This is a genomic window from Pseudoxanthomonas sacheonensis, assembly GCF_010093305.1.
Lineage (GTDB): Bacteria > Pseudomonadota > Gammaproteobacteria > Xanthomonadales > Xanthomonadaceae > Pseudoxanthomonas_A > Pseudoxanthomonas_A sacheonensis.
Map to the genome: position 1 here is coordinate 36,208 of NZ_PDWS01000019.1, position 21,510 is coordinate 57,717.

General features: G+C 64.3%; 19 protein-coding genes. 11 read left to right on the top strand and 8 right to left on the bottom strand.

Features of this window, described 5'->3' with window-relative positions; translation table 11 throughout:
• Window positions 1-327 precede the first annotated feature (327 nt).
• The 6 genes from CSC73_RS15005 to CSC73_RS15030 form a co-directional block, all read right to left on the bottom strand.
• Window positions 328-2,394, bottom strand: a complete 2,067-nt coding sequence (locus tag CSC73_RS15005) for an NADPH-dependent 2,4-dienoyl-CoA reductase (RefSeq protein WP_163841750.1) — start codon at window positions 2,392-2,394, stop codon at window positions 328-330.
• 171 nt (window positions 2,395-2,565) lie between these two features.
• Window positions 2,566-3,192: a membrane protein YczE gene (yczE, locus tag CSC73_RS15010; RefSeq protein ID WP_425502332.1), complete on the bottom strand. Its 627-nt coding sequence runs from the start codon at window positions 3,190-3,192 to the stop codon at window positions 2,566-2,568.
• 120 nt (window positions 3,193-3,312) lie between these two features.
• Complete coding sequence (locus tag CSC73_RS15015; RefSeq protein WP_163841753.1) at window positions 3,313-3,954, bottom strand: LysE family translocator; 642 nt, start codon at window positions 3,952-3,954, stop codon at window positions 3,313-3,315.
• A 42-nt stretch (window positions 3,955-3,996) separates the two neighbouring features.
• A complete protein-coding gene (locus CSC73_RS15020) occupies window positions 3,997-5,013 on the bottom strand; it encodes a zinc-binding alcohol dehydrogenase family protein (protein ID WP_163841756.1) in 1,017 nt (338 codons plus the stop codon).
• Window positions 5,014-5,042: 29 nt separating this feature from the next.
• A complete protein-coding gene (locus tag CSC73_RS15025) occupies window positions 5,043-6,074 on the bottom strand; it encodes an aldo/keto reductase (protein ID WP_163841759.1) in 1,032 nt (343 codons plus the stop codon).
• 32 nt (window positions 6,075-6,106) lie between these two features.
• Window positions 6,107-7,324: an MFS transporter gene (locus CSC73_RS15030; RefSeq protein WP_246197536.1), complete on the bottom strand. Its 1,218-nt coding sequence runs from the start codon at window positions 7,322-7,324 to the stop codon at window positions 6,107-6,109.
• A gap of 96 nt (window positions 7,325-7,420) precedes the next feature.
• On the opposite strand from CSC73_RS15030, the gene CSC73_RS15035 reads away from it, so the two are divergent.
• A complete protein-coding gene (locus tag CSC73_RS15035) occupies window positions 7,421-8,338 on the top strand; it encodes a LysR family transcriptional regulator (protein ID WP_163841762.1) in 918 nt (305 codons plus the stop codon).
• Between the two features lie 18 nt (window positions 8,339-8,356).
• Here CSC73_RS15035 and CSC73_RS15040 read toward each other — a convergent pair whose 3' ends face one another.
• The gene (locus CSC73_RS15040; protein WP_163841765.1) at window positions 8,357-9,142 is read right to left on the bottom strand and encodes a dioxygenase family protein; all 786 of its coding nucleotides are present in this window, start codon (window positions 9,140-9,142) and stop codon (window positions 8,357-8,359) included.
• 157 nt (window positions 9,143-9,299) lie between these two features.
• On the opposite strand from CSC73_RS15040, the gene CSC73_RS15045 reads away from it, so the two are divergent.
• From CSC73_RS15045 to CSC73_RS15060, 4 genes are all read left to right on the top strand, one after another.
• Window positions 9,300-10,748: a bifunctional 2-methylcitrate dehydratase/aconitate hydratase gene (locus CSC73_RS15045; protein ID WP_163841768.1), complete on the top strand. Its 1,449-nt coding sequence runs from the start codon at window positions 9,300-9,302 to the stop codon at window positions 10,746-10,748.
• A gap of 191 nt (window positions 10,749-10,939) precedes the next feature.
• Entirely contained in the window at window positions 10,940-12,076 is a 1,137-nt protein-coding gene (locus tag CSC73_RS15050; RefSeq protein WP_163841771.1) for an OmpA family protein, read from the top strand.
• 245 nt (window positions 12,077-12,321) lie between these two features.
• Complete coding sequence (locus tag CSC73_RS15055) at window positions 12,322-12,819, top strand: hypothetical protein (RefSeq protein ID WP_163841774.1); 498 nt, start codon at window positions 12,322-12,324, stop codon at window positions 12,817-12,819.
• A gap of 44 nt (window positions 12,820-12,863) precedes the next feature.
• Complete coding sequence (locus CSC73_RS15060) at window positions 12,864-13,625, top strand: pseudouridine synthase (protein ID WP_163841777.1); 762 nt, start codon at window positions 12,864-12,866, stop codon at window positions 13,623-13,625.
• A gap of 51 nt (window positions 13,626-13,676) precedes the next feature.
• On the opposite strand, the gene kbl is transcribed toward CSC73_RS15060, so the two are convergent.
• Window positions 13,677-14,894: a glycine C-acetyltransferase gene (gene kbl, locus CSC73_RS15065; RefSeq protein WP_163841779.1), complete on the bottom strand. Its 1,218-nt coding sequence runs from the start codon at window positions 14,892-14,894 to the stop codon at window positions 13,677-13,679.
• Window positions 14,895-15,085: 191 nt separating this feature from the next.
• On the opposite strand from kbl, the gene CSC73_RS15070 reads away from it, so the two are divergent.
• The 6 genes from CSC73_RS15070 to CSC73_RS15095 all read left to right on the top strand — a co-directional run bounded on the left by CSC73_RS15070 (window position 15,086) and on the right by CSC73_RS15095 (window position 21,400).
• Window positions 15,086-16,528 (top strand): OprO/OprP family phosphate-selective porin, encoded by a 1,443-nt coding sequence (locus tag CSC73_RS15070; protein WP_163841782.1) that lies wholly within the window; start codon window positions 15,086-15,088, stop codon window positions 16,526-16,528.
• A 19-nt stretch (window positions 16,529-16,547) separates the two neighbouring features.
• Window positions 16,548-17,570, top strand: a complete 1,023-nt coding sequence (locus CSC73_RS15075) for a sulfate ABC transporter substrate-binding protein (RefSeq protein WP_163841785.1) — start codon at window positions 16,548-16,550, stop codon at window positions 17,568-17,570.
• Window positions 17,571-18,425: a sulfate ABC transporter permease subunit CysT gene (gene cysT / locus CSC73_RS15080; protein ID WP_246197537.1), complete on the top strand. Its 855-nt coding sequence runs from the start codon at window positions 17,571-17,573 to the stop codon at window positions 18,423-18,425. It begins immediately after the preceding gene.
• A gap of 1 nt (window position 18,426) precedes the next feature.
• Entirely contained in the window at window positions 18,427-19,395 is a 969-nt protein-coding gene (gene cysW, locus CSC73_RS15085; protein ID WP_163841788.1) for a sulfate ABC transporter permease subunit CysW, read from the top strand.
• Between the two features lie 10 nt (window positions 19,396-19,405).
• Window positions 19,406-20,455 (top strand): sulfate/molybdate ABC transporter ATP-binding protein, encoded by a 1,050-nt coding sequence (locus CSC73_RS15090; protein ID WP_163841791.1) that lies wholly within the window; start codon window positions 19,406-19,408, stop codon window positions 20,453-20,455.
• Between the two features lie 162 nt (window positions 20,456-20,617).
• Complete coding sequence (locus CSC73_RS15095) at window positions 20,618-21,400, top strand: TorF family putative porin (protein ID WP_163841795.1); 783 nt, start codon at window positions 20,618-20,620, stop codon at window positions 21,398-21,400.
• The last annotated feature ends 110 nt before the right edge of the window (window positions 21,401-21,510 follow it).

Here is a 21,510-nt window from a genome sequence, read left to right on the forward strand (position 1 = left end):
TCCTCAGGAAAGGAGCGTTGGGTAGACACGGCGTCAGGGCGTCATGGGGAGGCAGCTACTCCGACGAGCTGCCCGAGGCCGGCCAGAAGGTGCGATCAGGGCCGGGGTGGCTCGCCAGTTGGAACGGGGGCGGGCCGAAAAAGTTGGCGCAAGGTAAGGGCCCAACCCCCAACCCCGCCTGAACCCCGAAGCTTGACAATCGGGCTAAGTGCTTGATTGGAAATGGAGTCTTTACTCTGGAGCGGCTGGTGCAAAGCGCCGCCGGGGTAGGGCGGGCATCGCCCGCCGCTCTGGAATGCCGGTAAAAAACGGCGGGCAGTGCCCGCCCTACAGCGCTGCGGCCAGACGGCTGCCCTGGTCGATGGCGCGCTTGGCGTCCAGCTCGGCGGCCACGTCGGCGCCGCCTATCAGGTGGTGTTTCAGGCCGGCCGCCAGCAGGGAAGCCTGCAGGTCGCGGCGCGGCTCCTGCCCGGCGCAGACGACCACATGGTCCACGGACAGTACCCGCTCCGCGCCATCGACACGGATTTTCAGCCCATTGTCGTCCACGCCCAGGTATTCCACCCCGCCCAGCATCTGCACCTTCTTGGCTTTCAGGGTGGCCCGGTGCACCCAGCCGCTGGTCTTGCCCAGGCGCGCGCCCGGCTTGCCGGCCGAACGTTGCAGCAGCCAGACCTCGCGGGCAGGGGCTTCCGGATGCGGCTTGACCAGGCTGCCGCGCGATTCGAAGGTCGGATCCACGCCCCATTCGGCCATCCAGCGTTTCGGGTCCAGCGTGGAGGAATCGCCTTCATGCACCAGGTATTCGGCCACATCGAAGCCGATGCCGCCGGCCCCGATCAGCGCCGCGCTTGCGCCCACTTTCACCCGCCCGCTCAACACGTCCACGTAGCTCACCACCTTGGGATGGTCCGCACCGGGGAAGTCGACCTGGCGCGGCACGATGCCGGTGGCCATCACCACTTCATCGAACCCGGCAAGGGTTTCCGCCGATGCCATCGTGCCCAGCTTCACTTCCACGCCGGTTTCGGCCAACTTGTGGGTGAAGTAGCGGATGGTTTCGTGGAATTCTTCCTTGCCTGGGATCTTCTTGGCGTAGTTGAACTGCCCGCCGATCTCGGACGAAGCATCGAACAAGGTGACGCGATGTCCGCGTTCGGCCGCCACCGTCGCGCAGGCCAATCCCGCCGGTCCCGCGCCGACCACCGCCACGCGTTTGGGCGAAAAAGTCTTGGCGTAGTTCAATTCGGTTTCCGCGCAGGCGCGCGGGTTCAGCAGGCAACTGGCGCGCTTGTTCTCGAACACATGGTCCAGGCAGGCCTGGTTGCAGGCGATGCAGGTGTTGATGGATTGCGGCTTGCCCGCGCGCGACTTGTTGGCCCAGTGCGGATCGGCCAGCAGCGGGCGCGCCAGCGACACCATGTCGGCGACGCCATCGGCGAGGATGCGCTCGGCCACCTCGGGCATGTTGATGCGGTTGGTGGCGATCAGCGGCAACTTCACGTGCGGCCGCAGTTTGGCGGTGACTTCGACGAAAGCCGCGCGCGGCACCGAAGTGACGATGGTGGGAATGCGCGCTTCATGCCAGCCGATGCCGGAATTGATGATCGTGGCGCCCGCGGCTTCGATGGCCTTGGCTTGCGCCACGATCTCTTCCCACTGGTTGCCGTCTTCCACCAGGTCCAACAGCGAAAGCCGGTAGATGATGATGAAGTCCGGTCCGCAGGCCTCGCGCACGCGGCGCACGATTTCCACCGCAAAGCGCATGCGCTTCTCCGGCGTGCCGCCCCAGGCGTCGTTGCGTTTGTTGGTGCGCGGCGCGGTGAACTCGTTGATGAAATAGCCTTCCGAGCCCATCACCTCCACGCCGTCGTAGCCGGCCTCGCGCGCGCGGCGGGCGGCGTCGGCATAGGCGGTGATCTGGCGTTCGACGCCGCGCGAGGAAAGCTGGCGCGGGGTGAACGGATTGATCGGCGCTTTCAGCTTCGACGGCGCAACGGAAAAAGGGTGGTAGGCGTAGCGCCCGGCATGCAGCAGCTGCAGGCAGATCTTGCTGCCGTTGTCGTGCACGGCCTGGGTGACGAACTTGTGCGGGCGCACTTCCCAGGGCCAGGACAGTTTGCCGCCGAAGGGTTTCAACCAGCCGACCAGATTCGGCGAGAAGCCCCCGGTCACCATCAGGCCCACGCCGCCCTCGGCGCGTTCTGCGAAATAGGCCGCCAGTTTGGGGAAATCGCTGGCGCGGTCTTCCAGTCCGGTATGGATCGAGCCCATCAGCACCCGGTTGCGGATCTGGGTGAAGCCCAGGTCCAGCGGCGCGAACAGGTGCGGGTAATACTCGTTTGGAGCGGACTGGCCTGAAGCGGGCTGGGACGAACTGGTCGAAGGCGTCATGCAGCAGATACGTGTGCGTACGGAGGCATGCACGATGCCGGTTATCCCGGTTCCCGGCAAGGTGGGCGTGCGCACTTGAAGAGGCTGGGTCTTGCGCTTTGCTCAAGATCAAGAGCAAATCCCCCTCGATCCCCCTTTTTCAAAGGGGAGGCCGGAAAGAGTCGTTCAGCTCTATGGCGCAGCTTCGGTGATGATGTTGGCAGCCAGCACCCGTGGCCTGGGCGCGAACCGGCGCATCGTCACCGCGCACATCGGGCCGATGGAAAGCGCGAAGACCAGCGTTCCCCAGCCCGCATCGCCGCCCATCGACCAGCCCGCCAGCAGCACGGAGGCTTCGATCAGCGTCCGCACCAGGCCAATCGGCCATCCGGTGCGGCGATGCAGGCCGGTCATCAGGCCATCGCGCGGGCCGGGGCCGAAGTTCGCGCCTATGTACATGCCGGTCGCCAGCGCCAGGATCAGCAATCCGCTGGCGAAGGCGGGCACCTGTTGCCACAGCCCATGGAATTCCGGGAACACCCAGAGCCCGAACTGCGCGCTGGGGCCGATCAGCAGCACATTCAGCACCGTGCCCAATCCGGGTTTCTGGCGGATCGGAATCCACAGCAAAAGCACGGCCAGGCCGATAGCATTGGTCAATGCCCCGAACGACCAGCCGGTCTGTTCCGACAAACCCTGCGTCAATACGTCCCACGGCGCGATGCCCAGGCTGGCGCGCACCATCAGGCTGATCCCGATTCCATAGAGGAACAAGCCCAGGAGGAGTTGGGCGAAACGGCGTGCGAACAGGGGAGGCAAAGCCATGCGTGCGATTCCAGTGCGGAGAACGATTCTATCGGCCGCATGCAGCGCATGCCTGCGACGCTCAGTTCCAGCCGGCGGTGCGTTTCGCGCATGCCGGTGCCCGCGCCGTGCCGCTCAGACCGCGTGATTGTTGCGCAGACGCAGTAAGCCGGCGCCGAGGACGACGAACATCGCTCCGGACAGGCGGTTGAATTGCCGCGCACGCGCGGCACTGGCGAACCAGTGGCCCATGCCGCGTACCAGCCCGGCATAGCAAAGATGCGACACCACCGTGCAGGCCGCGAAGGTCAGCGTCAGCATCAGGAACTGGCGCATCGCCGGCACTTCGCTGCTCATGAACTGCGGAAGCAGCGCGGTGAAGAAGAGGATGCTCTTGGGATTGGTCGTTGCCACCAGCAGGCCCTGCAAGAACAATCGTGCAATCGGCTGCCCCCTCATCCCCACCGCATTGGGTGCCGCGTCGAAGACGCTGGCCCGACTGCGCCATTGACGTATGCCCAGATAGATCAGGTATACCGCGCCCGCCAGCTTGAGTGCGCCGAACAGCCACGCGGACGTCTTCAACAGCGCGCCCAGACCCAGCATCGCGGTCGCCGACACCAGAACGACTCCGGCCGCATTGCCGGCCGAACTGACGAGCGCCCGACGCATGCCCAGCGTCGCTGCATTGGATACCGCCAACAGAACGGCGGGGCCGGGACTGAACGCGGTGACCAGCGACAACATGCAAAACAACGACCACGCGGACAGGCTCATCCGCCGTCTCTCCGGTTATCGAAAGCAAGAGGTCTCATGCGCCTACCAGCCCGCCAGCACCAGCTTGCCTATGGTCGTTCCCGATTCCAACCGGCGATGCGTTTCGCGCAGGTTGGCGGCGTTGATGGCGCCGATGGTTTCGGTGTGCGTGGTGCGCAGTTCGCCTGCGTCTACCAGGCTCGCCACCCGATTGAGCAGGTGGTGCTGCTCGATCATGTCCCCGGTTTTGAAACGCGCGCGCGCGAACATCATTTCCCAATGGATGCCGATGCATTTGGCCTTGTAGGGATCGCCTATGTTCAACGGGGCGCTGGGTTCCACGATCAATCCAACGTGTCCCTGTGGCGCAAGGATCCCGCCGATCGCTTCCCAATAGGGGTTCGGGTCGACCAGATTCAGCACCACGTCGACCTGTTCATGGCCGAGTGCGCTTAATTGCGCGTGCAGCGGTTGCCGATGATCGATCACGTGATGGGCGCCCAGCGATTTGCACCAGTCGACGGTTTCTTTGCGCGAAGCCGTGGCGATTACGGTGAAGCCGGCACGCCGCGCCAATTGGATGGCGATGGAACCGACACCGCCGGCACCGGCGATGATCAGCAGCGAACGCGTGTTGTTTTCCATGTCGATGGAGAACGGCATGCGGTCGAACAGCAATTCCCATGCGGTGATGGCGGTCAGCGGCAATGCCGCGGCCTGGGCGAAGTCCAGGGTCGCCGGTTTGCGGCCGACGATGCGTTCGTCGACCAGATGGAACTGCGCATTGGTGCCCGGGCGGGTGATGTCGCCGGCGTAATAGACCTCGTCGCCGGGTTTGAACAGAGTGACGTTTTCGCCGACCGCTTCGACCACGCCTGCGGCGTCGTAACCCAGCACCTTCGGCTGCGCTTCCACTTGCGGCTTGGGCGAGCGGACCTTGGTGTCGACGGGATTGACCGAGACCGCTTCGACGCGGACCAGTACATCGTGGCCGGCAGCGACGGGTTTCGGCAGTTCGACGTCCTGCAGCGATTCGGGATCGCTGATCGGCAGGTAGCGGGTCAAGGCGATGGCTTTCATATGGGGGCTCCAGTTTCGGCGTGGGGGTTTCAGACCGGGGTCGGGTTGCGTTCGGAGAACTGGCCGCGCCAGTACGGGTAGTAAGGATAGGGCGGGGTGAGCGCGCTGGCGGCATCCAGCTTGGCCACTTGTTCGGCCGACAGATTCCAGCCGACCGCACCCAGGTTCTGACGAAGTTGCTCTTCGTTGCGAGCGCCGACCAGCACGGTGGAAACGGTGGGACGTTGCAGCAGCCAGTTCAAGGCGATTTGCGGAATGGTCTTGCCGGTTTCTTCGGCCACTTCATCCATCGCATCGATGATGCGGTAAAGACGTTCTTCATCGACGGGCGGCGCGAAATCGGCGGTGTCGTGCAAACGGCTGTTTTCCGGCAGCGGCTGTCCGCGACGGATCTTGCCGGTCAGGCGCCCCCAGCCCAGCGGGCTCCACACCACCGCGCCCACTCCCTGGTCCTGGCCCAGCGGCATCAGTTCCCATTCGTAGTCGCGGCCTATCAGCGAGTAATAGGTCTGGTTGGCGACGTAGCGCGAATAACCGCGCTGGTCGGCGATGGCCTGCGACTTCATCAGATGCCAGCCGGAGAAGTTGGATACGCCCAGGTAGCGCACCTTGCCCGCACGCACCAGACCATCCAGGGTCGAGAGGGTTTCCTCGACCGGTGTCATCGCATCGAAGGCGTGCAGTTGCAGCAGATCGATGTAGTCGGTGCCCAGGCGTTGCAGGGCCTTGTCCACGGCTTGCAGCAGATGGAAGCGCGAGCTGCCGGCGTCGTTCGGACCCTCGCCCGCGCGCAAGCCGGTCTTGGTGGAAAGAATCACTCGATCGCGCCGGCCTTTGATCGCCGCGCCCAGGATGGACTCGGACGCGCCGTCCGAATACACATCGGCGGTGTCGAAGAAATTGAGGCCTGCTTCCAGGCTGATGTCGATCAATCGCCTGGCTTGCGCGTCGTCGGTATTTCCCCAGGCGCTGAACAACGGCCCCTTGCCACCGAAGGTGCCTGCGCCGAAGCCCAGTACCGGGACCTTGAAGCCTGAGTTGCCGAGAAAACGGGTTTCCATGGAGTGCTCCTTCAAAAAAGAAAATCAAACGTTCAGGCGCATTCGGTCTGTTCGACCATCGCCACGCAATCGCGCTTGCGCTCCAGCGCGATGGCCCACAAGGCCACCAGGAATGCGGAGAACGGCACCAGCGCCGCGACCCATGGCAGTGCGGTCAGGCCGGGGCCATGCACGATCACCACGCCGCCCAGCCAGGCGCCGAAAGCGTTGCCCAGGTTGAAGGCGCCGATGTTCAGACTGGAAGCCAGGCTTTGCGCGCCCGTCGCTTTCTGCAGCACCCACAGCTGCAAGGGAGAAACGGTGGCGAATGCGGCCGCGCCCAGCAGGCCGACGAACACCACCATCGCCCATTGGCTGTGCAGGACGAAGGTCATCAAACCCATCACCGCGGCCAAGGCGATCAAAGTGCCCAGCAGCGCTGGCAACAGACGGCGGTCGGCGAATTTTCCGCCCAGCAGATTGCCCACGATCATGCCCACGCCGAACACCAGCAGGATCGGCGATACGGCCGCTTCGGCGAAGCCGGCGATTTCGGTGAGCAAAGGCTGGATATAGGTGTAGACGGTGAACATGCCGCCGAAGCCGAGCACGGTCATCAGCAGGCCCAGCAGCACCTGCGGGCGCGCCACCGCCTTGATTTCCTCGCGGAAGGCCATCGGTGCGTCGCCGCCGCGATCCTTGGGCACCAGCGCGGCGATGACCACGGTGGCGATCACGCCGATCGCGGCGACCGCCCAGAAGGTCGAGCGCCAGCCGTAGTGCAGGCCCAGCCAGGCGCCCGCGGGCACGCCCAGCAGCGTGGCCACTGTCAGGCCGGTGAACATGATGGAAATCGCCGAGGCCTTGCGGTCTTCGGCGACCAGACCGGTCGCCACCACCGCGCCGACGCCGAAGAAGGTGCCGTGGGCCAGCGAGGTGACCACGCGGGCGATCATCAGCACGGTGTAGTTGGGCGCCAGTGCGCAGGCCAGGTTGCCCAGGGTGAAGATCACCATCAGCGCCACCAGCACCGCCTTGCGCGGCATGCGGCTGGTGGCGGCGGTCAGCAGCGGCGCGCCGACGAACACGCCCAGGGCGTATCCGGAAATCAGCAGGCCGGCCGCGGCGATGGACACGTGCAGGTCGCTGGCGACCTGCATCAGCAGGCCCATGATCACGAATTCGGTCGTGCCGATGCCGAAGGCGCCGGCGGTCAGCGCGTACAGGGCGATGGGGAATCGCTTGGAGGAGGGGGAGATGGTGACGTTCAAGGCAGCACTCAGATTTCGACTGGGCGCCAGCTTGGGACTTTCGCTGAATATGAAAAACAGCGAATATGGCTAATAACTCTCAATGAATTATTGATAATGGATCGGGTAGGCGACCTCACCCTGTTTTTGCGCGTGCTGGACCTGGGTTCGATCACGGCTGCGGCCCATAGCCTGGATCTGTCGGTGGCGGTCGCCAGCCAGCGGCTGAAACGGCTGGAGCGCGATCTGGGCGTGCGTTTGCTGCACCGGACCACGCGCCGCCTGCATCCCACCCCGGAAGGCGCGGCGCTGGCGCAGCAAGGGCGGGTGCTGGTGGAGGACCTGGAATCGCTGGGTACCGGCCTGCGCGAAACCGCCACCGAGATCGCCGGCACGCTGCGGGTGACGCTGTCGGCTTCCTTCGGACGTCAATATGTGTCGCCGCTGCTGCCCGGGTTCCTGGCGCTGCATCCCAAACTGCGGATCAGCGTGCATCTCAGCGACCAGGTGGTGGATCTGGTCAGTGAGGGATTCGATCTGGCGATACGTATCGGCGCACTCGAGGACTCCAGTCTGGTGGCGCGCCATGTGGCCCCCAACCGGCGCGTGCTGTGCGCGTCGCCGGCATACCTGAAGCGCCGGGGCAATCCGCGCTTGCCCAAGGATCTGGCGGAGCACGACTGCCTGCTGCTGTTCGGCAGCAATGGCCGCCAGGACGTCTGGCGCCTGCACGACGCACAGGGCGAAGAACACGCGGTACGCGTGCAGGGACGGTTCGAAAGCAATTACGGCGAGTTGCTGCGCGACGCTTCGGTCGCGGGCGAAGGCATCGCCATCCATTCCCTGTGGCATATCGCCGACGATCTGCGCGCCGGCCGCTTGCGCGTGGTGTTGCCGGATTGCCGCCTGGCCACCACCGCGATCAGTGCGGTCATGCCGCAGCGCAGGCTGGTGCCGCCGCGGGTCGGAGCGTTCGTGGACTTTCTGGTTTCGCAGTTCGGCGACGCGCCGTGGGAACGCGGACTGAAAGTCTGAAAGCAGGTCTTTCAGGCCTTAATCGAAAGAAAATGCATCCATGGCCATGCCGCCCATCTGCACCGCGTGATGCAGCCGCGCGGCGCGCGCGTCCGTGCCGCCAGCACCTAGCGCTATGTACAGCGGGTAGAGATGTTCGGTGGTGGGATGATTGCGACGGGCTTGCGGTAGCGCTTCCCAGTCGAGCGCGCCCTGCAGGTCTTTCGCCAGCAATTTCTCGCTGAGCGCATCGGTGAACGCCTGCACCCAGGGATAAGCCGGCGCGTCCTCATGCCGCCAGTCCAGCTCACGCAGATTGTGCGAATAGCCTCCGGAGCCGATGACCAGTACGCCTTGCTCGCGCAGTGGGGCCAGGGCCAAGCCCAGCTGGTAGTGCCAGACGGAAGACCGGGACGGATTCACCGACAGCGCCACCACGGGAATGTCCGCCTGCGGATACATGCGTCCAAGCGGCACCCAGGTGCCGTGATCGATGCCGGTGCGCTCGTCCACGCGCGCCTCGAATCCGGCTGCGGCCAGCTGGCCGGCGATTTCCCCGGCCAAGGCTGGCGCGCCCTGGACCGGATATCGGATGTCGTACAGCGGCTTGGGGAAGCCGCCGAAGTCGTGGATGGTCTCCGGCGCCAGGTTGGAAGTCACAGTCGGTTCGCTTGCCAGGAAGTGCGCCGAGGCGACGACCACGGCGCGCGGACGCGGCAGCGATTTCCCCAGTCCGTCGAGAAAACGGGCGGTGGGCGAATCCTCCAGCGCCATCATCGGCGAGCCGTGGGACAGGAACAGCGAGGGCAGGCGAGTGGTTTCCATGGCCACAGGATCGGGGCGTACGGGCCTCGCGCCAAGGGCCACGGCCAAGCCGGTGTGTTGCAGCCATGAATGCGCCGGAGGGTCGCTTCGCGCCACGTACACGCGCACCGACGGAGCTGTCTGGAACAATGCCTGCGGCCACACCCGGATACCGCTCATGACCCCGCACGAACTCCGCTCCGCCGTGCGCCCGCATCCCGACCAGGCCATGGTCGATATCGCCGACTACGTGGTGGACTACCGGATCGATTCGGAGCATGCCTACGACACCGCGCGCTACATGCTGCTGGACTCGCTGGCCTGCGCGATGCTGGCGGTGAAGTTCCCGGATTGCGTGAAGCACCTGGGCCCCGTGGTTCCCGGTGCGACGATGCGAGACGGTGTGCCCATTCCAGGCACCGGCCATGAACTCGATCCCGTGCAAGCCGCTTTCGCCATCGGCACGCAGATCCGTTGGCTGGACTTCAACGACACCTGGCTGGCGGCCGAGTGGGGCCATCCGTCCGACAATCTGGGCGCCCTGCTGGCGGTGGCCGATTACCTCAGCCGCAGGGCCGGTCGCGAAGGGGGCAAGCCGCTGACCGTGCGCGATGTGTTGACCGCCGCGATCAAGGCCCATGAAATCCAGGGCGTCTATGCCCTGCTGAACTCGTTCAACCGGGTCGGCCTGGACCATGTGGTTCTGGTCAGGCTCGCCTCCACTGCCGTGGCCACCCGGATGCTGGGCGGCGGCAAGGAACAGATCGTCAACGCGGTTTCGCATAGCTGGATCGACAATGGCGCGCTACGCACCTACCGCCACGCCCCCAATACCGGGCCCCGCAAAAGCTGGGCTGCGGGCGACGCCTGTCGCCGCGCGGTCATCCACGCGCTCAATGCCGTGAACGGCGAGACCGGCTACCCCAGTGCCCTGAGTGCGAAGACGTGGGGCTTCTACGACGTCGCCTTCAAGGGCGGAGAATTCCGGTTCGAGCGTCCGTTCGGCAGCTATGTCATGGAAAACGTGCTGTTCAAGATCAGCTTTCCGGCCGAATTCCACGCCCAGACCGCGGTCGAGTGCGCCATGACCCTGCATCCGCAGGTCAAAGGGCGGATCGGCCAGATCGAGAGGATCGTGCTGGAAACCCAGGAAGCGGGTCTGCGCATCATCGACAAGACCGGCCCGCTGGCCAATTACGCCGACCGCGACCACTGCCTGCAGTACATGGTGGCCGTGCCCCTGATCTTCGGCCGCCTGAGCGCAGACGACTACACCGACGCCGTCGCCGCCGACCCGCGTATCGACACCCTGCGCGGGTTGATGGAAGTCCGGGAGGACCCGCGGTTCACCCGGGACTACTTCGACCCCGACAAGCGCTATATCGGCAACTCCGTACAGGTGTTCTTCAAGGACGGCGGCTGCACGGACCGGATTTCTATGGATTTCCCCATTGGCCACCGCAGGCGCCGCGCCGAAGGGATTCCGTTGCTGATGGCCAAGTGCGAGGCGGCGCTGCGTGCCAACCTGGCGACCGTGCAAGTCGACCGGATCATGGCCCTGGCAGCCGATCCCTCCCGGTTCGATACCCTGCCGGTCGATATATTCATGAACATGTACCGGACTTAGAGTTATGAGATAGTGCGTCGGTTGGCCTGACTAACTTGTTATGGTACCGTTAACACAGCCTTCACGTGGGCACGCATAATCTGCATGAGATGGCGTGCAGACATGGCCGTCTGAACAACCAAGAATAAAGCTGGACCGTTTAACGAAGTACACCGGTTTCTCTTACAACTGATTTTTTTAAGGAGCTGCAAATGAACAAGAAACTTCTCTGTGCCGCAATGCTGGCCGGTCTGAGCTGGGCGCAGGCCGCTTCCGCTCAGGAGTTCGATGACCGCTGGTACCTCACCGGTTCGGCCGGTTACAACGTGCAGGACGACGACCGTCGCACCGAAAACACCCCGTTCGTCACCCTGGGTCTGGGCAAGTTCATCAGCCCGAACTGGTCCCTGGACGGTGAGCTGAACTATCAGAACCCGAACTTCGATGGCGGCGTTGCCGGCGCCAACGACGACTTGAACTGGAGCCAGTACGGCGTATCGCTCGACCTGCGTCGCCACTTCATCTCCGAAGGCCGCGGCTGGAATCCCTACATCGTCGGCGGCCTGGGCTACCAGCGTTCGGAAGAAGAGTTCGATGCCTTCCCGAACCCGGATTCCCCGGGCGAACGTAAGGACGGCAATCTGGCCGCCAAGCTCGGCGCGGGTATCCAGACTTCGTTCGACAAGCGCATCGCGGTGCGTGCCGAACTGGCCATGCGTTTCGACTTCGACGACAGCAGCGTCGCAGCCGAGGGCGGCCCGGATTGGGGCGGCTACCCGCACCAGCAGGAAGAGAGCTACTTCGGCGACATCCTGGCTTCGGTCGGTGTCGTGATTCCGCTCGGCCCGGCGCCGACGGCTGCGGTTGCGCCTGCTCCGGAAGTTGCTCCGAACTGCGCGGACCTGGATGACGACGGCGACGGCGTCAACAACTGCAACGACAAGTGCCCGGGTTCGCAGGCTGGCCAGACCATCGGTCCGGACGGCTGCCCGGTGGCGGTGGCGATCGACCTGAAGGGCGTGAACTTCAACTTCGACAAGTCGACCCTGCGTCCGGACGCGGTTGCGATCCTGAGCGAAGCCACCGAAATCCTGAAGCGTTACCCGGATCTGCGCGTTGAAGTGGCCGGCCATACCGACCAGTGCGGTAAGGACGCCTACAACCAGAGCCTGTCCGAGCGTCGCGCCAAGGCTGTGTACGACTACCTGACCACGAACGGCGTGGACGCCGGCCGTCTGGTGGGTCCGATCGGCTACGGCGAAAGCCGTCCGCTGGAAGACCTGGGCCAGGCCTTCCCGGCTTGCAAGAGCGAGAAGAACCGCCGCACCGAGCTGAACGTCCAGAACTGATCGGACGCAGGTTCAAGCAGCACCAGAAGCCCGGCCTCGCGCCGGGCTTCTTTTTTGCGTGTGCGAAAAGCGTCGCGTGATCCCTCCGCGATGTTTCTTCAGGATGGTTGCGCGACATGCCGCAACTTTGCCGCAGGCCGTGGACGAAAGCAGCGCACCGCAAATCGCGGGCTACCTGAGACTTTCCTTGATATTGGCTGCCGCGCTTCCTACACTCAGGCCCAATCCAACGCCCGGGTTCCCCAATGCGCCGCTTCGCCGTCTCCAGCCTGCTTGCCTTCGCCGCGATTCCAGGCGCCAATGCGCTGCCCAATTGCACAGGCACTTCCGTATCGCCGCCGTTGTCTTCGACGGCTTTGCTTGCGCCCGTCGCCCCGGAGCTGGCCACCAACACCACGCCCCTGGGCGCGCCCAGCGGCGTCCTGGCGCATGCCTACGACGAAGCCCAGTCGGTCGACCGCGTGCTGTTCCGGTTGCGCGTGCAGGCTTGCCAGAACGTTGCGATGGCGATGCCCGCGCAGAGCGTGGCCAACCCCAACGACCCGGCGGCCTACAAACCGAAGACGGCCTTCGACAACACGCCCTGGCGTTTCGACATGACCCAGAACGGCAAGCGCATGACCGCCGATGAATTCGATGCCTGGATGAAGTCGCGCGGCGTGCGCGTGGTCAAGGGCGCGCCGGCGGCGGCAACGGCCGTACCGGTCGCGGCTCCGGCTGCCGAGCCGGTAAAGAAGAAGTAATCTGGCCCTGCGCCGCGTTCGGCGAGGCGCGCGCTCCGTAATCCGTGGTTTCCGTCGACACGACCAAGCCGGCCCCTGCACCGAGGCATGGGCTTGCACGCACTTTGTCCAAGCTGGGAGTCTGCTCGCGTACCGAGGCCGCTGCCTGGATCGCAGCCGGACGCGTGTCGGTGGATGGGCGGACCGTCGGCAACCCCGAATACCCGGTGGTCCGTGGCGTTCATCGCATCGCCGTGGATGGCAAGGAAATCGGGCAGGGCTTGCGTCATTACCTTGCGCTCAACAAACCGCGCGGGCTGGTGACCACAGCCAAGGATGAGCGTGGCCGCGACACGGTTTACCGATGCTTCGATGGCGCTGGCCTGGGCTGGATCGCACCGGTCGGCCGTCTGGACAAGGCCAGCGAAGGGTTGCTGCTGTTCACCAACGACCCCGAGTGGGCCGCGTCCATCACCGATCCGGAAACCGGACCGGACAAGACCTACCACGTGCAGGTCGACCGCATTCCCGATGCCGCCTTGCTCGTGCGTCTGTCGGCGGGCGTGGTGGTGGAAGGAGAACCTCTCTGTGCGAAGTCCGCGCGGATGTTGCGCCATGGGGACAAGAACGCCTGGCTGGAGATCGTGCTGGACGAAGGCCGCAACCGGCAGATCCGCCGCTTGCTGGCCGAATCCGATATCGGCGTGTTGCGTTTGATCCGCACCGCGATAGGCGGGCTGGCGCTGGGAGAGTTGCCGAAAGGACAGTGGCGCCGCCTGTCGGCGGAAGAGGCCGCCACGCTATCGCCTGCCTCGTCATTGCCGTAGGAGCGACGTAAGTCGCGACTTACGTCGCTCCTACGGCAAATTTTATGCCTATCAGCTCTTGATGACGCCCAGCTCGCGCCCGATCAGGGTGAAGGCACCGATCGCGCGGTCGAGGTGTTCGCGCGAATGCGCTGCGCTCATCTGTGTGCGGATGCGGGCCTGGCCCTTGGCGACGACCGGGAAGAAGAATCCGATCGCGTAGATGCCTTCCTCCAGCAGCCGCTCGGCGAAGCGCTGCGCCAGCGGCGCGTCGTACAGCATCACCGGGCTGATGGGATGCACGCCCGGGCGGATGTCGAAACCCGCAGCGGTCATTTTTTCGCGGAAATAGCGGGTGTTTTCCGCCAGTTTCTCGCGCAGCTCGCCCGCCGAAGAAAGCATGTCGAAGGCCTTGATGCCGGCGGCGACCACATGCGGCGGAAGCGAGTTGGAAAACAGATAGGGGCGCGAACGCTGGCGCAACAGCTCGATGACTTCCTTCCTGGCGGTGGTGAACCCGCCCAGCGCCCCGCCCATCGCCTTGCCCAGCGTACCGGTGACGATGTCGATGCGGTCCAGCACGCCCTTGACCTCGGCCGAACCGCGACCGGTCGCGCCCAGAAAACCGGTGGCGTGGCATTCGTCGATATGCACCAGCGCGCCGTATTTCTTCGCCAACGCCGTGATTTCGTCCAGCGGCGCGATGAAACCGTCCATGGAGAACACGCCGTCGGTGGTGATCAGTTTGGTCTTGCAGCCAGCGGCTTCGGCGGCCTGCAACTGCGCTTCCAGGTCGGCCATGTCGCAGTTGGCGTAGCGGAAACGCTTGGCCTTGCACAGACGCACGCCATCGATGATCGAAGCGTGGTTGAGCGCGTCGGAGATCACCGCATCGTTTTCGCCCAGCAGTGGTTCGAACAGGCCGCCGTTGGCGTCGAAGCAGGCAGCGTAGAGGATGGTGTCCTCGGTGCCGAAGAATTCGGCGATCTTCGCTTCCAACTGCTTGTGCAGATCCTGGGTGCCGCAGATGAAGCGCACGCTGGCCATGCCGAAGCCGTGCGTATCCAGCGCGTCCTTTGCCGCCTGGATGATGTCCGGGTGGTCGGCCAGTCCCAGGTAGTTGTTGGCGCAGAAATTCAGCACTTTGCGGCCGTCGGCCAGCTCGATCTCGGCGGACTGGGGGCTGGTGATGACGCGTTCGGCCTTGAACAGGCCTTGAGCACGGATGGCGTCCAGTTCGGCGATGTAGTGCTGAGTGAGAGCGGGGGACTGGGTCTGCGAGTCGGACATGGCGTCTTGCGCTTCGAAAAAGAGCGCCAGTTTAACAATTCGTCGCATACGCCTGCCTCCGAGAATGGTGGCGTCATGCCGATCAGACATAAGGGGCATGCCTTAATTCATTTCTCCTGGGCAATGTGCATGCGCAGCATCTGCATTCCAGCCAAAAGGCCTATTCAGGAAAGTCCGCCGTGGGAACAGGAATGCAGCGAAGCAAGGCGAAAGTCCAAGGGGCGTGGTGGGCGGGCGCCTTGGCATGCGCCTTGGCCGTTCCCGCTTCGGCACAAGAAAAGCTCACCGTGGAGCAGTTGCAGCAGCGCCTGGAAGCACTGGAGCGCCGCCTGAACGGCGCGCCGGTGGATACGGCCGAGGACGCGTCGGCCGGCGAGCCGGGGCTGGCCGGCCTGGACCAGCGTCTGCGCATCCTGGAGCGCAAGCTGGAACTGCAGCAGGAAGAGCAGGTAGCCAAGGCCAAGGAAGCGCCGGTGATCGCGGTCAACGACAAGGGTGCTTCCTTCAAGTCGGCCAATGGCGACTACGAAGTGAAGATCCGCGGCTTGCTGCAGGGCGACGGCCGCTTCTTCCTGGATGGGGTGCCGGCGGGCAACAACGATACTTTCCTGTTGCGCACCGCGCGGCCGATCATCGAAGGTTCGCTCGGCAAGCTGGTGGGCTTCCGCTTCACGCCGGAATTCGCCGGCGACAGCGCCAGCATCGTCGATGCCTATGTGGACCTTCGTTTCGATCCCGCTTACACCGTGCGCGCGGGCAAGTTCACTTCGCCGGTGGGACTGGAGCGGCTGCAGTCTTCGTCCGCGTTGTCCGAGGTGGAGCGCGCGCTGCCCAGTGAGTTGGCGCCCAATCGCGACATAGGCATCCAGCTGCAGGGCGATTTGGCCGAAGGCCGCTTCGGCTACGCGATCGGCGTGTTCAACGGCACCGTCGACGGCCGCGATGCGGTCACCACCAATCCCGACAACGAGTTCGAGTACGCGGGGCGAGTGTTCTTCGAGCCGTTCAAGAACGACGCCAACGCGCTGTCCGGCCTGGGATTCGGCATCGGCGCCAGCGTCGGCGACAAACAGGGCGGCGGCGCCAATTTCCTGCCGCGTTACCGCACGCCCGGCCAGGTGCAATTCTTCAACTATCGTGCCGCGGCGTTGGCCGACGGACAGCACAGCCGTATTTCCCCGCAGGGCTACTACTATCGAAATGCATTCGGATTGCTTGCCGAGTACATTGTCTCCAAGCAGGAGGTCAGCATAGGCGGCGTCCGCGAAGAATTGTCGAACAAAGCCTGGCAGGCGACCGCCAGCTACGTGCTCACCGGCGAGGACGCCAGCTACCGCGGCGTGGTCAAACCCTCGCATCCATTCAGTCCGGGCAAGGACGGATGGGGCGCTTTCGAACTGGTCGGCCGTTACGGCGTGCTGGAGATCGACGAAGACGCCTTCCCGTTGTTCGCCGACCCGGCGGTGTCCGCCAGCGAAGCTTCCTCCTGGACGGTAGGTTTGAACTGGTATCTCAACAGCAACCTCAAGCTGGTATTGAACTACCTGCATACGAGTCTGGAAGGCGGCGCCGCGGGCGGCGCCGACCGCGAAGACGAGAAAGCCGTATTCACGCGCCTGCAAGTAGCCTTCTGAAAAAACCGGAGCCATTCCCATGAAAATCGCCCCGATTCCATCGTCTCTCCGGGCCTTGCTGCTCGCCTTCGGTCTGACCATCGCTGCGGGCGCCTTGGCCAAGGACGTGAAGCTGCTCAATGTCTCCTACGATCCCACCCGCGAGCTTTACCGCGATTTCAACGCCGCTTTCGCCAAGGACTGGTTGCAGAAGAAAGGGCAGAAGGTGGAAATAGAAACTTCGCATGGCGGTTCCGGCAAGCAGGCGCGCGCGGTGATCGACGGGCTTGAGGCCGACGTAGTAACGCTGGCACTGGCCTACGACGTGGATTCCATTGCACAGCGCGCCAAGTTGTTCCCGGCCAGCTGGCAGAAGCGCCTGCCCGAAAACAGCTCGCCGTACACTTCCACCATCGTATTCCTGGTGCGCAAGGGCAACCCGAAGAAGATCAAGGACTGGCCCGACTTGCTGCGGCCCGGCGTCGCGGTGATCACGCCCAACCCCAAGACTTCCGGAGGCGCGCGCTGGAACTATCTCGCCGCATGGGCCTACGGTTTGAAGATTTTCAAGGGAGACGAAGCCAAGACCCGCAACATGGTGCGCGCGCTGTTCCGCAACGTGCCGGTGCTGGATACCGGCGCGCGCGGATCCACCACTACTTTCGTGCAGAACGGAATAGGCGACGTGCTGCTGGCGTGGGAAAACGAAGCATTCCTGTCCATCGAGGAACTGGGCCCGGACAAGTTCGAGATCGTCGTGCCCAAACTGTCGATCCTGGCCGAACCGCCGGTGGCGCTGGTGGACAAGAACGTGGACAAGCATGGAACCCGCGAAGTGGCGCAGGCGTATCTGCAGTACCTGTATTCGCCGGAAGGGCAGAAGATCGCCGCCAAGCACTACTATCGTCCGCGCTATCCTCAATATGCCGACCCGGCCGACGTCGCGCGCTTCCCGAAAGTCGAGCTGGTGACCATCGACCAGGTATTCGGCTCATGGGCCCAGGCGCAGGCCAAGCATTTCGCCGAGGGCGGCGTGTTCGACCAGATCCAGTCGGAGAAATAATTGGCAGCGACCGCACCCTTGCCGTCCGCCAGGCGGGCACGACGCAATCGCGTGGTGCCCGGTTTTGGTTTGAGCCTGGGCGTCACCTTGGCTTGGCTTTCGTTGATCGTGCTGATTCCGCTGGCCGGTCTGCTGCTGAAGGCTGGTGGCCTGGGCTGGCAGGGCCTATGGCAGATCTGGACCGAACCGCGCGTGCTGGCTGCGTTGAAATTGAGCTTCGGTACCGCACTGGTCGCGGCGGCATTCAACGCGGTGATGGGCACGCTGGTGGCCTGGGTACTGGTGCGCTACCGCTTTCCCGGCAAGCGCGTGTTCGATGCGATGATCGACCTGCCATTCGCCTTGCCCACCGCCGTGGCCGGCATCGCGCTGACTTCGCTGTACGGACCCAATGGCTGGGTGGGGCGTTGGTTCGAAAGCGTCGGCATCAAAATCGCCTACACGCCGCTGGGCATTACCCTGGCGCTGGTGTTCATCGGCCTGCCGTTCGTGGTGCGGGTAGTCCAACCGGTGCTGTCCGAAGTGGAGCGCGAACTGGAGGAGGCCGCCGCGACGCTGGGCGCCAACCGCTGGCAGGCGGTGCGGCGGGTGATCCTACCGGCGCTGTGGCCGGCGATCGTGACCGGCTTCGGCTTGGCCTTCGCGCGCGGCGTCGGCGAATACGGCTCGGTGATCTTCATCGCCGGCAACCTGCCGGGCCTGACCGAAATCGCTCCGTTGCTGATCACTTTCAGACTGGACGAATACCAATACGCCGACGCCGCGGCCATCGCCCTGGCGATGCTGCTGCTGTCGCTGCTGATGCTGCTGGCGATCAATGCGCTGCAGGCGAAGCTCTCACGGCGCGGACGTTAAGATGAGCGAAGCCACGACCGCCGTCATCGCCCTGCCGTCCGAGAACTCCTTGGTGACCCCCGCCAGCGACCGCCGCAGCAACGCTACTCCCGCGATCACCGAACCGCGCTGGGTGCAGCTGCTGTTGATCGGCGCCGCGTTGCTGTTCCTGCTCGGTTTCCTGCTGTTGCCGCTGGTGCTGGTGTTCGCCGAAGCGCTGGGCAATGGCGTGCAGGCATTCGTTGATGCGGTTACCGAAACCGACGCCCTGGCCGCGATCGAGCTCACCCTGCTGGTGACCGCGATCGTGGTGCCGCTGAACCTGGTCTTCGGCATCGCTGCAGCATGGGCGATCAGCAAGCACGAGTTCCGCGGCAAGCGCCTGCTGGTGAGCCTGATCGATCTTCCCTTCGCGGTCTCGCCGGTGGTGGCGGGCCTGGTGTTCGTGCTGATCTTCGGCGCGCAGGGCTGGGCCTGGCCGTTGATCGAGGAAGGCTGGCATTTCGATCTCCCGTTGCTCGGCGCAACCACGCTGCAGTTGCCGAAGATCATCTACGCCGTGCCGGGCATCGTGCTGGCGACGGTATTCGTCACCTTCCCCTTCATCGCCCGCGAGCTGATGCCGCTGATGGAGCAGCAGGGCACCGACGAAGAACTGGCTGCGTTGAGCCTGGGCGCCAGCGGCTGGCAGACGTTCTGGCGCGTGACCCTGCCCAACATCCGCTGGGCGCTGCTGTACGGCGTGCTGCTGTGCAGTGCGCGGGCGATGGGCGAGTTCGGCGCGGTATCGGTGGTGTCGGGGCATATCCGCGGCCGCACCAACACGCTGCCGCTGCATGTGGAAGCGCTCTACAACGACATCGGCCAGAGCCATGGCGCCGCCTTCGCGGTCGCCTCGCTGCTGGCCATCACCGCGCTGATCACTCTGGTGGTCAAGGCATACCTGGAATGGCGGCACGGCGAATCGCTCGCCGCCAACCATCGTCATTGAGGCTGCACCCATGACCATCCGCATCGAAAACCTCAGCAAGCGCTATGGCGATTTCACTGCCCTGGATGGCATCAGCCTGAATGTGCGCGACGGCGAACTGCTGGCGTTGCTGGGGCCTTCCGGTTCCGGCAAGACCACCTTGCTGCGCGCCATTGCCGGCCTGGAACAGGCCGATGGCGGCCGCGTGCTGCTGGGCGGCGAAGACGCTTCGCAGTTGAGCGTGCAGGCCAGGCGGGTGGGCTTCGTGTTCCAGCACTACGCGTTGTTCCGGCACATGAACGTACGCGAGAACATCGCCTTCGGCCTGCGCGTGCGCCGCGGCGAAAAGCGCTGGCCCGACGCGCGCATCCGCGAACGGGTCAGCGAACTGCTCTCGCTGGTGCAGTTGGAAGGGCTGGAAGCGCGCTTTCCGTCGCAACTCTCCGGCGGCCAGCGCCAACGCGTGGCGCTGGCGCGCGCGCTGGCGATCGAACCGCGCGTGTTGCTGCTGGACGAGCCGTTCGGCGCGCTGGACGCGCAGGTGCGCCGCGATCTGCGCCGCTGGTTGCGCGAGATCCACGACCGCACCGGATTGACTACCGTGTTCGTCACCCACGACCAGGAGGAAGCGCTGGAACTCGCCGACCGGGTCGCCATCCTCAATCAGGGCCGCATCGAACAGCTGGGCAGTCCGGCCGAGACCTACGACGAACCGGCCAGCCCGTTCGTGTATTCCTTCGTCGGCGCGGTCAATCGGTTGCCTGGGCATTCGACGCAAGGGCGGCTGCGGGTCGCGGGGCTGGATCTGGATCTTCGCGACAAACCGGAGCTGCAGGGTCCGGTCGAACTCTATGTGCGCCCGGAGCATCTGGCGGTGACCGATTCGGGCGATACCTGGCTGGCGACCGTGCTGGCTAGCCAGCGCAGCGGGCCACGGCAGCGTTTGTGGGCGCGTCTGCAGGAAGGCGATGCGGAGGTCGAAGTGGAACTGCCGGGAGGGGCAGGGCTACCGGCTTATCCGACGGGCTCCCAAATCCGGCTGGCGCCATCGCGATTCGGCGTGTTCGCAGCGGGGGAATAGTTCCATCTGAAACATCCGAAAGTTTGCGCGAACTTTATGGCGTGGGTACTTGACGAGGCGAATGTTGCGTCGCAATATCAATTCGGTTAAAAAATCGTGAACCTGCGATTGCGATTTTGTTTAAACCCGCGCCCGAAGCCCACGCCTATCAGGAGAACCCGGATGAAGCCAGTCAAACTCAGTATTGCTCTAGCGGTCGCATTGTTGGCGACACCGTTTGTGTCGTTTGCTCAAGAAGCCGAGGCGCCCGCCGCCGAAGAAGAGGCTTCGTCGCCTTTCAGCGCCACCTTCGCCGTCACCTCCGACTACGTGTTCCGCGGCGTGTCGCAGACCGATGAAGGCCCCGCCTTCCAGGCTGGCGTGACCTACTCGGCGCCCTTCGGCCTGTATGCGGGCATCTGGGGCTCCAACGTGGATTTCGGCGATCCGGATCCGGCAGCCGGCATTCGCGGCCCAAACTACGAGCTCGACTACTTCGTCGGTTGGAACAAGGATCTGAGCGATGCGTGGAATCTCGACCTCGGCGTAACCCGCTACACCTACGAGGACGACAGCAGGTTCTACGGCAACATCAACTACAACGAATATATCGCCAAGCTGACGTGGAGCGGTCCGGTGACGATCGGCGGCATCCTTGCCTATGCCGATGATTACGGCAATGCCGATGCCGAAGAGATATACAGCGGCCTGTCGGCTTCATATGACATCGGTGAGTCCGGCTTCAGCCTTGGCGCATCGACTGGCTACACCTCGATTGAGGCGGCTGATGACGGTGGTCGCTCCGATTACTTCGATGGTTCGGTCACGCTCAGCAAGAGCTTCGGTCCGGCCACCGCCACGGTGGGTTATTACGACACCTTCGGTTCCGATGCCGACGAACTGAAGGACGGCTCGGACATCTACGACGATCGCGTGGCGGTGACCATTACCGTCGCGGTGCCGTAAGCGGTCGCTACAAACCGCTAGAGCAAAAAAACCGGAAGGGCGCCGAAAGGCGCCCTTCTTTGTAGCCATGCCGGTGAGTACGGAACGTGCGTCAATTCCAGCAGTAGGTC

Coding starts and splice junctions, on each gene's coding strand:
- CSC73_RS15045 (WP_163841768.1), top strand. CDS start 9,300: ATGACCCCGCACGAACTCCGCTCCGCCGTGCGCCCGCATCCCGACCAG.
- kbl (WP_163841779.1), bottom strand. CDS start 14,894: ATGTCCGACTCGCAGACCCAGTCCCCCGCTCTCACTCAGCACTACATC.
- CSC73_RS15025 (WP_163841759.1), bottom strand. CDS start 6,074: ATGGAAACCCGTTTTCTCGGCAACTCAGGCTTCAAGGTCCCGGTACTG.
- CSC73_RS15090 (WP_163841791.1), top strand. CDS start 19,406: ATGACCATCCGCATCGAAAACCTCAGCAAGCGCTATGGCGATTTCACT.
- CSC73_RS15055 (WP_163841774.1), top strand. CDS start 12,322: ATGCGCCGCTTCGCCGTCTCCAGCCTGCTTGCCTTCGCCGCGATTCCA.
- cysW (WP_163841788.1), top strand. CDS start 18,427: ATGAGCGAAGCCACGACCGCCGTCATCGCCCTGCCGTCCGAGAACTCC.
- CSC73_RS15040 (WP_163841765.1), bottom strand. CDS start 9,142: ATGGAAACCACTCGCCTGCCCTCGCTGTTCCTGTCCCACGGCTCGCCG.
- CSC73_RS15075 (WP_163841785.1), top strand. CDS start 16,548: ATGAAAATCGCCCCGATTCCATCGTCTCTCCGGGCCTTGCTGCTCGCC.
- CSC73_RS15015 (WP_163841753.1), bottom strand. CDS start 3,954: ATGAGCCTGTCCGCGTGGTCGTTGTTTTGCATGTTGTCGCTGGTCACC.
- CSC73_RS15020 (WP_163841756.1), bottom strand. CDS start 5,013: ATGAAAGCCATCGCCTTGACCCGCTACCTGCCGATCAGCGATCCCGAA.
- CSC73_RS15005 (WP_163841750.1), bottom strand. CDS start 2,394: ATGACGCCTTCGACCAGTTCGTCCCAGCCCGCTTCAGGCCAGTCCGCT.
- CSC73_RS15070 (WP_163841782.1), top strand. CDS start 15,086: ATGCAGCGAAGCAAGGCGAAAGTCCAAGGGGCGTGGTGGGCGGGCGCC.
- CSC73_RS15035 (WP_163841762.1), top strand. CDS start 7,421: ATGGATCGGGTAGGCGACCTCACCCTGTTTTTGCGCGTGCTGGACCTG.
- CSC73_RS15095 (WP_163841795.1), top strand. CDS start 20,618: ATGAAGCCAGTCAAACTCAGTATTGCTCTAGCGGTCGCATTGTTGGCG.
- CSC73_RS15050 (WP_163841771.1), top strand. CDS start 10,940: ATGAACAAGAAACTTCTCTGTGCCGCAATGCTGGCCGGTCTGAGCTGG.